We start from the raw sequence: 7,256 nt of genomic DNA, 5'->3' as shown, positions 1-7,256 counted from the left end.
TTTTTACACTCGCCTTTTTTACACTCGCCTTTTTTACACTCGCCTTTTTTACACTCGCCTTTTTTACACTAGCCTTTTTTACACTCGCCTTTTTTACACTCGCTTCTTTTACACTCGCTTCTTTTACACTCGCCTTTTTTACACTCGCCTTTTTTACACTCGCTTCTTTTACACTCTCCTTTTTTACTCTTGATTTGTCATCTAATTTGTTATTTGATTTAGAAGCACCTCCTCTTTTTTTATTATTGTTATTTACAAAAAAAACAGTTAAAAAATCAGTTAATTTATCCATTATTATAATATGGAATAATGGAATAAAAAAATAAGATCTTTTAAACGACTTTTTTTATTTCAATAAAGAATTCCAATACATACTAATTACATTTTCCATATTAGGATATATATTATTAAATATTTTTTTGTAATACATTTCTTCCTTTGTATTAGGAACTACACTTGTATCAGTTTCTGTATAATTATAAAATTCAGTATCATTAATTATTGAATTAAAATAAGATGTTAAAAAATCAGAAAGTGTATTGAAACTTGTAGAAATATCCTTTCTAGAATTCCATAAAATATTTTTTTCTATTTCGAATGTGTCAAATGATTTACGTATAATATATTTTTCTATTGGGTCAGTAAAATATCCTGATACTTGAGGTCTTTTTAAATTTGGATGAATAGATAATATATATTCTATAAAACTTTTATCAAGAAATGGATATCTCATTTCTAAACCAAAATATCCAGATAATTTATCTGATCGCAGTAAATCGTATTTGTGTAAATTTAAAAGTAATTCTATACTTTTTTCTCTAAATTCCGAGTCACTTAATTGGAATAATTCATCATATCCGCAACATTCATCTAAACCTTCACCAGAAAGTAATACTTTGATATCACATTTTTCTTTAATATATTTTAATAAATAAAACAATGGTATACTTTTTCTAATTGTTGTAGAATCATATGTTTCTAATGATTCTATAATATTAGGTATTTCTGATAGAATTAAATTATAATCAGATATACTTACAATATGATGATGTATCTTAATATTAAAACACTTTTCCAAGTATAATACGTGATTTTTTGCATTAATTACGTCATCATTATCAAAATCTCCTATTGTAAATACCGAAAGTATATCGTTATACCCATTCAAAACTAGGTATTTTATTAAAATAGAGACGATAATACAACTATCAAAACCACCACCTAATAATACACCAACTTTTTTATCAGACATGTTGTATCTTTCGATAACACTTTTTGTTAAAATAGAATTGATATTTGTATAAATACTAGACAATGTGTCAGGGTCTGGTTTATTTAATATACATTTTGATATATCTGAATATTTTGATAAATCGTAATATTTAGTAAAATCTATATTTTCATTAATAGCCTTCTGATAAGACCAATAAGAACCTGGTGGAATTTCTGTTATAATATATTCAGGATTTTGTAATATTTCTTTTGGAATACCTTTTAATTCTGTTGTAAATAAGTAAAACATTTCATTGTACGCGTTACTTGCGTTACTTGTGTTACTTTGGTTACTTGTGTTACTTGCATTTTTAGGAACATATTTAACCATATATAATGGGCGTGTTCCAAATAGATCTCTTACAACAAAAATATTAATGTTTTTTAAATTAAAAGTTGTAGTATTTTCTGTTAATACAAAAGAATATTCACCATTTAGCCTTTTTAAACATTCACAAAGTCCCTTTTCAGAATCTTTTTCCATTTCTGCATATTTAATGTATAATGGTAAAATAACTTCACAATCAGAATTTGACTGTAAATCTTTATCAGTAAACCCTTCTGATTCGAGGAGTTCAGTATAATTGTATATTTCTCCATTGCATAATAATTTTCTTTTAGGTCTTGATCTTAATTCAGGATAAACACTCATTTTATGTAAAATAGGATCTTCAAATGGTTGAGCCCCATCTTCTGAAATATCATTTACACTCATTCTATGATAACCATAATTAAAAGTTATCTGCTTGTACTCTTTTATTTCTCTTTTACTTAAAATAGAACTAATTTGTTGTATATTAATATTATTAATAGTAGGAGTATTTTCTATATATACTTGAGTATCATCTTCTCCTCTTTTTTTCATTTTCATAAATGATTTTGTAAATTCAATATTAATTGGCGGTTTTGACATATTATATAATAAAAATGAAATTGCACCCATATTTATTATATAATTATAGTTTGAAAATTTCTTTTAAACGTACATTGTTTGTCAGTTAAAATAACTTGAGGTACCTATTTCGTTAGAGGTACCTTGCCGTCTAACGAAGTAGGTACAGGTTACTAATTTAGTTTATTATTTTTAATAATTTCGTAAATATTATCATATGTTTTATTAATAATTTCTTTATCTGTTTTATTAATTTTTTTAACAGATAATTTTTCCTTAATATTATCAAAAAAATCATCTTTATTTTTTACATAATTTTTATCTGTTTCTAAAGAATTCTCTTCTGTTTCCGACTTTAATTTCTTTACGATAAAATAAAGTAATTCTTCATTTATTATTTTTTCTATATTTTTTGTTATAATTGTTTTTGTTGAAACTTTTTTAACAACTACTTTTTTTGGTGTTGTATATTTTAAAATAAAATCTCTTTTTTCCTTGTCATATCTTAGTATTTTTATATTTTCTATAATACCAGATATGACATTCCATATGTAATCACGATATACAATTCTTTTTTCAACAAAATCATTTTTTAATAAATTGTATAATTTTTCAACTAAATTATTTTCAGTTTCAGATTCTACAAATTTTTTTATAAAATATTCTGAAAAACTATAAAATCTTTCTAATTTTTCATCATTAGATAATAAAATCCATCTTTTAAAATATTTACCTTCTTGTGTAATAACATTTTGGTTTTTATCTATAATAGAAAATGTAGTAGATAATGTTTTTAAAAATTCTTCATTGTCTGTTAAATAATAGTATAAATTACTATTTACATTTTTAATTATATTCATATTAAATTTGCTTTTTTGTTCTAATGATTTATTAATTTTATTAAATTCGTCTACTAATTTTTCAAACTCTTCTATTAATAAAATTTTAACCATTTTTTCTTGTTTATTTAAAATTTTTACACCTTTATTAATATCGTTTATTACAATATGAATATTGTGTTTAAAAGAAAGGTAATTGTGTAATGGAAAAGATGTTTCTAGGTAAAGTATAGACATATTATTTATAAAATTTTTATAACGTTCTTTAACACGCTTTGATTTAATAGTTAATATAGTGTATTCTTTTAAAAAAGAAATACTGTCATTGTATATTTCATTTTGTGAAGGAGAAAGTGATTTTTTAATAAAATCTTCAATAGAATCTTCTATTTTCTGTTTTTCTTTTAATAAAGAATTTATTATTGTATTTTCATAAAAATCTTTGTATAAATTATAATAACATTCTCCTTTATCATCTTTTGATTCTAACCATTTTAATCTTTTTTTTTCTATTTCACTACTTGTTTCAGTTACCATTATATTAATAAAAGGACATAGACCATATTTTTTTATTACATCTTCGTGTAAAAATAGATTTCCTGGTAATATTTTAGAATCTTTTTCTAAATATTTTTTTTCAATTTCTTGAGCTTCTAAATAAGACTTTCTTAAAAGTTCTCTTTGTTCTTTTGACTTTTTAGCATTATCCATAGCTTCTGAATTGTTTTTCTTTTTAGCAGCTCTAAAATCTAAATTATCCATAGTTTTTTGAATAGAAAGTATTTCATTTCTTTTAAATTGTTCTAATTTTTCCTTTTTATAAATAGATTTCAAGTCTTCACTTAATGTTTTCAATTCAGACATTTTCTTTTGTTTTAAATTAACATTTTCCTTGCGTTCTTCATTTGAAATTTGAGTTTTATTTAATTTTATAATATATTCAATTTCGTTTTTTAAAATATTAACTCTTTGTTCTAATGAATTTTTGGTACCTTGCCGTCTAACGACAACTTCGTTAGATGTACCTTGCCGATTAACGTCGTAGACGGTAGAGGTAGAAGGTGTTAAATTTACACTACTACTTATAGAATTCATTTATAATGTCTATTTTATTATTAACAAACATCTTTTTTCAATTTTTTAAACTTGCCATTCCCATTTATCAAGAATAATATTATTCTTTTGTAAAATTTCTTTACTTAATATATCAATTTCAGGTGAATAATTTTCAATATAAACAATTCTTTTTATCTTGCATTGTAAAATTTTTTTAACACATCCAATACATGGTATTAATGTAACATACATTGTCGAATCTGTCAGGTCATTTTTATTAACAAATAATAATGCATTTTCTTCAGCATGCAAACACATGCATAAATCTAAAGCTTTTCCTGAAGAACTTTCTTCCTTTTTATTGTATTGGTCCATACATCTTTTACAACCTCCAGAATAACAATTCTTTGTATTTATAGGAGTTCCATTGTAACCTAAAGAAAGAATTCTATTGTCTTTTACTATAATACATCCTACCTTTCTTTTAATACAATTACTTCTATTTTTTGTTAATAATGAAATAGAAACAAAGTATTCATCCCAACTTGGTCTAGTAAATTCTATAATTTTACTTTCGTTCATTTTATTTTACATTTAATAAAAATAAAATTTATAAACTAAACTGAAAAGTAATTGAATTAAAAATGAATTTCGACACCATTCAAGATGACAACTTTGTCTCGTACCTGAACATAAAAATCTTATTTCCGAAGGCAAGTTTTCAACTGTTGGCAAAAACTGTTCCAAGACTTCTGAAGCTGAAAGGCCTTGAGCAGCCATTTGGAGTTTTGAGTCGAATTCCTACTAAATTATTAGAAATATATTAAAATCATTTGCAGTTAAAAAATATGGTTTTAATTTCGAATTTTGGATTTATGACAAAGATAAGAATAAAAACATTGTTTAAGACCATGTAATGTATAAATATTTATACACCAGATTTTTTGTTTTTATGGTTTAGTTTGCACCAGGTTATCAAACCATAAATGTAAAATCTTTAAAATAAATACATATTTACAAACCATAATTTGTTTTTTTCTAAAAAGGATGTCGGTGGTGCGAAATAAAAAAGGGGGGTACTTTTTTTTTTTAGAGACCTTTATTTAGATTTATAGAAATTTTTACATTTTTATATTTTTTTTATTTTATTTTTTTTAAAAAGTTTTTAGATTATATTTATATTTTATATATTTTAGTATTTTTTATTTAAAAAAATATAATAATACAATATAATAATATATATGAAAGAAAGAGATAATATAAATAACACTTGTGTTTTTTGTAACTTTTCATTTCAAAGAAAATTTACATTGGATAGACATTTAAGAGAAAATAGATGCGAATCCTTTAAAAAAATGAACGCATTAGATATCCATAATATGTTAACAAAGAATAATGTTAAAAACGATGTTAACACCAATATAAACACAAATATAGAAAATGTAGAAAATCTTACAATAAATATAGAACGTATAGAAATTGTAAATCATATAAATAATCTAGATACTACTTTTATAGAACCAAGTAAAATGAAAGAATTGGTTGATAAATATAATTATCCCAAATTAAATTTATTATTGGGTAATTATATAAAAGACATTATTTGTAATAAAAATCACCCGCAAAATCATTCTGTAAAATACGTTAAAAAAAAACCACCTACGTATAATTCATTAGTTCAAGATTCTGATGGTAATTTAATGAATGTTGTTAAAAATTTAAAAGATTCGTGCGAATTATTAACAGATCCTATTTTAGAAATTTTAAAAACTAAATTAAAACAATATATAAAATATTATAAAAAAGAAGATGATTATGATATTGATACAGTAAATGATATATGTAAAGAACTTAATAAAGATGCAGTTAAAAAAGCCCTAGGTTCCGTATTACAAAATGATATATTAAATGATATTCAAATGAAATTTACAAAATTTAATTAAATTTGTACAAATGCAATTAAAAATTTATTCGTTATTGTTTAAAAAGGAATTTATTTTCTAATAATAAAGTATGATACCTGATAAACTTTTGATTAACTTGAAAATAATAAGTAAAATACAGAAAAATGGAAGAATAGCTCGTAGCTTTGATGGTATTATTTCATTAGAAAATGATGCATTTTATCAATCTGTTAAACGTTTTATAACAAATGATTCTAGAAAACAAGCCGTTTTTGAAATTAATAGTGTTATTACAGAATGCATTGATATCTTACATCACATCACTAATTCTAAATTTATGAATATATCATATTATCAAACTGGTGAATATATAAAAAATTGCGAATGTATAGGGCTTTTATTAAAAGAAATGGAATTTGCAAAAACAGGTGTTGAAAATTTAAAATTTACATATCAAAATGATCCTAATATCGTTTCTCAAATTGATATTGTTATTCTTAAAATTAATACAACAATTAAAGATTATTCTCAGAAATTAATACATTTCCAAAATTATATACATAATGATCAATATACATTTTATAATGCATCAAGTAGTCCTCAAGAAATTCCAAATGTAAACATTCCCAGTCAACAATCAGGAAGCCTTGAAGGTAAATTAAATCAATCTAATTCTTTTAGAAATTCCAATGTAGAATTACAATCTATAAGAATTGATAATGTATATGATAATGATAACGAATTTGATGATAATCATGAATTAGATGAAATGGAATCTTAGTTTGTCCACAGCTTTAAAGCTTGATCATATGATAATTGTGTTTTATTTAATTTACAGTTAACTAAATTATGTAAATCTACAGACCAATAAAACAACACCATTGGTTTTGATAAATCTTTTTCATTTAATATTATTAAATGTTCTTTATAAGTTTGTACACACGTAGGACAAGGAATAATATAAGCAAGCGATTCTAGTATATTTTTTACATGAGTATTGTATTCTAAATTATTTTCATTAGAAATTGTTATAATATGAATAAAAGACCAAAGATATGGCCCCCAATGGTATTTTTGTTTAAATTGCATACTTTGTATATATTATATATAATATATAATATATTTGTAAAAACGTTATATAAATAAAAAATTTTGTAATAAAAATAAATTTAAAAATTTTTTATAGAATGTATAATATATATGAGTACTTTACAAAATGTATTACCGACGTCTAATGTAGGTACCTCTACCGTCTCCGACGTTAATCGACAAGGTACCTCTACCGTCTCCGAC

General features: G+C 23.1%; 7 protein-coding genes. 2 read left to right on the top strand and 5 right to left on the bottom strand.

The genetic code is table 11. The annotated features are described in order from the left end of the window. From AC8IG9_RS06080 to AC8IG9_RS06065, 4 genes are all read right to left on the bottom strand, one after another. Positions 1–292 (bottom strand): hypothetical protein (locus AC8IG9_RS06080; RefSeq protein ID WP_507425920.1); only part of this gene is annotated, 292 nt, incomplete at its 3' end. Between the two features lie 54 nt (positions 293–346). Then, complete coding sequence (locus tag AC8IG9_RS06075; protein WP_507425919.1) at positions 347–2,137, bottom strand: asparagine synthase-related protein; 1,791 nt, start codon at positions 2,135–2,137, stop codon at positions 347–349. Positions 2,138–2,337: 200 nt separating this feature from the next. Further along, positions 2,338–4,098, bottom strand: a complete 1,761-nt coding sequence (locus tag AC8IG9_RS06070; RefSeq protein WP_507425918.1) for a hypothetical protein — start codon at positions 4,096–4,098, stop codon at positions 2,338–2,340. Between the two features lie 45 nt (positions 4,099–4,143). Next, on the bottom strand, positions 4,144–4,641 hold the full coding sequence (locus AC8IG9_RS06065; RefSeq protein WP_507425917.1) for a deoxycytidylate deaminase: 498 nt from the start codon (positions 4,639–4,641) through the stop codon (positions 4,144–4,146). A gap of 659 nt (positions 4,642–5,300) precedes the next feature. On the opposite strand from AC8IG9_RS06065, the gene AC8IG9_RS06060 reads away from it, so the two are divergent. Both AC8IG9_RS06060 and AC8IG9_RS06055 read left to right on the top strand, forming a co-directional pair. Next, a complete protein-coding gene (locus tag AC8IG9_RS06060; protein ID WP_507425916.1) occupies positions 5,301–6,002 on the top strand; it encodes a hypothetical protein in 702 nt (233 codons plus the stop codon). A 70-nt stretch (positions 6,003–6,072) separates the two neighbouring features. Then, positions 6,073–6,744, top strand: coding sequence for a hypothetical protein (locus AC8IG9_RS06055; protein WP_507425915.1), 672 nt, complete (start codon positions 6,073–6,075; stop codon positions 6,742–6,744). Here the strand turns inward: AC8IG9_RS06055 and AC8IG9_RS06050 are convergent. Further along, positions 6,741–7,052 (bottom strand): ERV1/ALR-related protein, encoded by a 312-nt coding sequence (locus AC8IG9_RS06050; RefSeq protein ID WP_507425914.1) that lies wholly within the window; start codon positions 7,050–7,052, stop codon positions 6,741–6,743. The genes AC8IG9_RS06055 and AC8IG9_RS06050 overlap by 4 nt on opposite strands. Between the last annotated feature and the right edge of the window lie 204 nt (positions 7,053–7,256).

Origin of the sequence: Candidatus Allofontibacter sp. (assembly GCF_040404065.1) — a bacterium.
In the GTDB taxonomy this organism is placed as follows: domain Bacteria; phylum Pseudomonadota; class Alphaproteobacteria; order Pelagibacterales; family Pelagibacteraceae; genus Fontibacterium.
The sequence above is the reverse complement of the archived record's forward strand: the minus strand, read 5'-3'. Positions and strand labels throughout refer to the sequence as shown.

Bases quoted from the DNA above. Each gene is read 5' to 3' on its own strand.
- AC8IG9_RS06075 (WP_507425919.1), bottom strand. From the start codon at position 2,137: ATGAAAAAAAGAGGAGAAGATGATACTCAAGTATATATAGAAAATACT.
- AC8IG9_RS06070 (WP_507425918.1), bottom strand. From the start codon at position 4,098: ATGAATTCTATAAGTAGTAGTGTAAATTTAACACCTTCTACCTCTACC.
- AC8IG9_RS06065 (WP_507425917.1), bottom strand. From the start codon at position 4,641: ATGAACGAAAGTAAAATTATAGAATTTACTAGACCAAGTTGGGATGAA.
- AC8IG9_RS06060 (WP_507425916.1), top strand. From the start codon at position 5,301: ATGAAAGAAAGAGATAATATAAATAACACTTGTGTTTTTTGTAACTTT.
- AC8IG9_RS06055 (WP_507425915.1), top strand. From the start codon at position 6,073: ATGATACCTGATAAACTTTTGATTAACTTGAAAATAATAAGTAAAATA.
- AC8IG9_RS06050 (WP_507425914.1), bottom strand. From the start codon at position 7,052: ATGCAATTTAAACAAAAATACCATTGGGGGCCATATCTTTGGTCTTTT.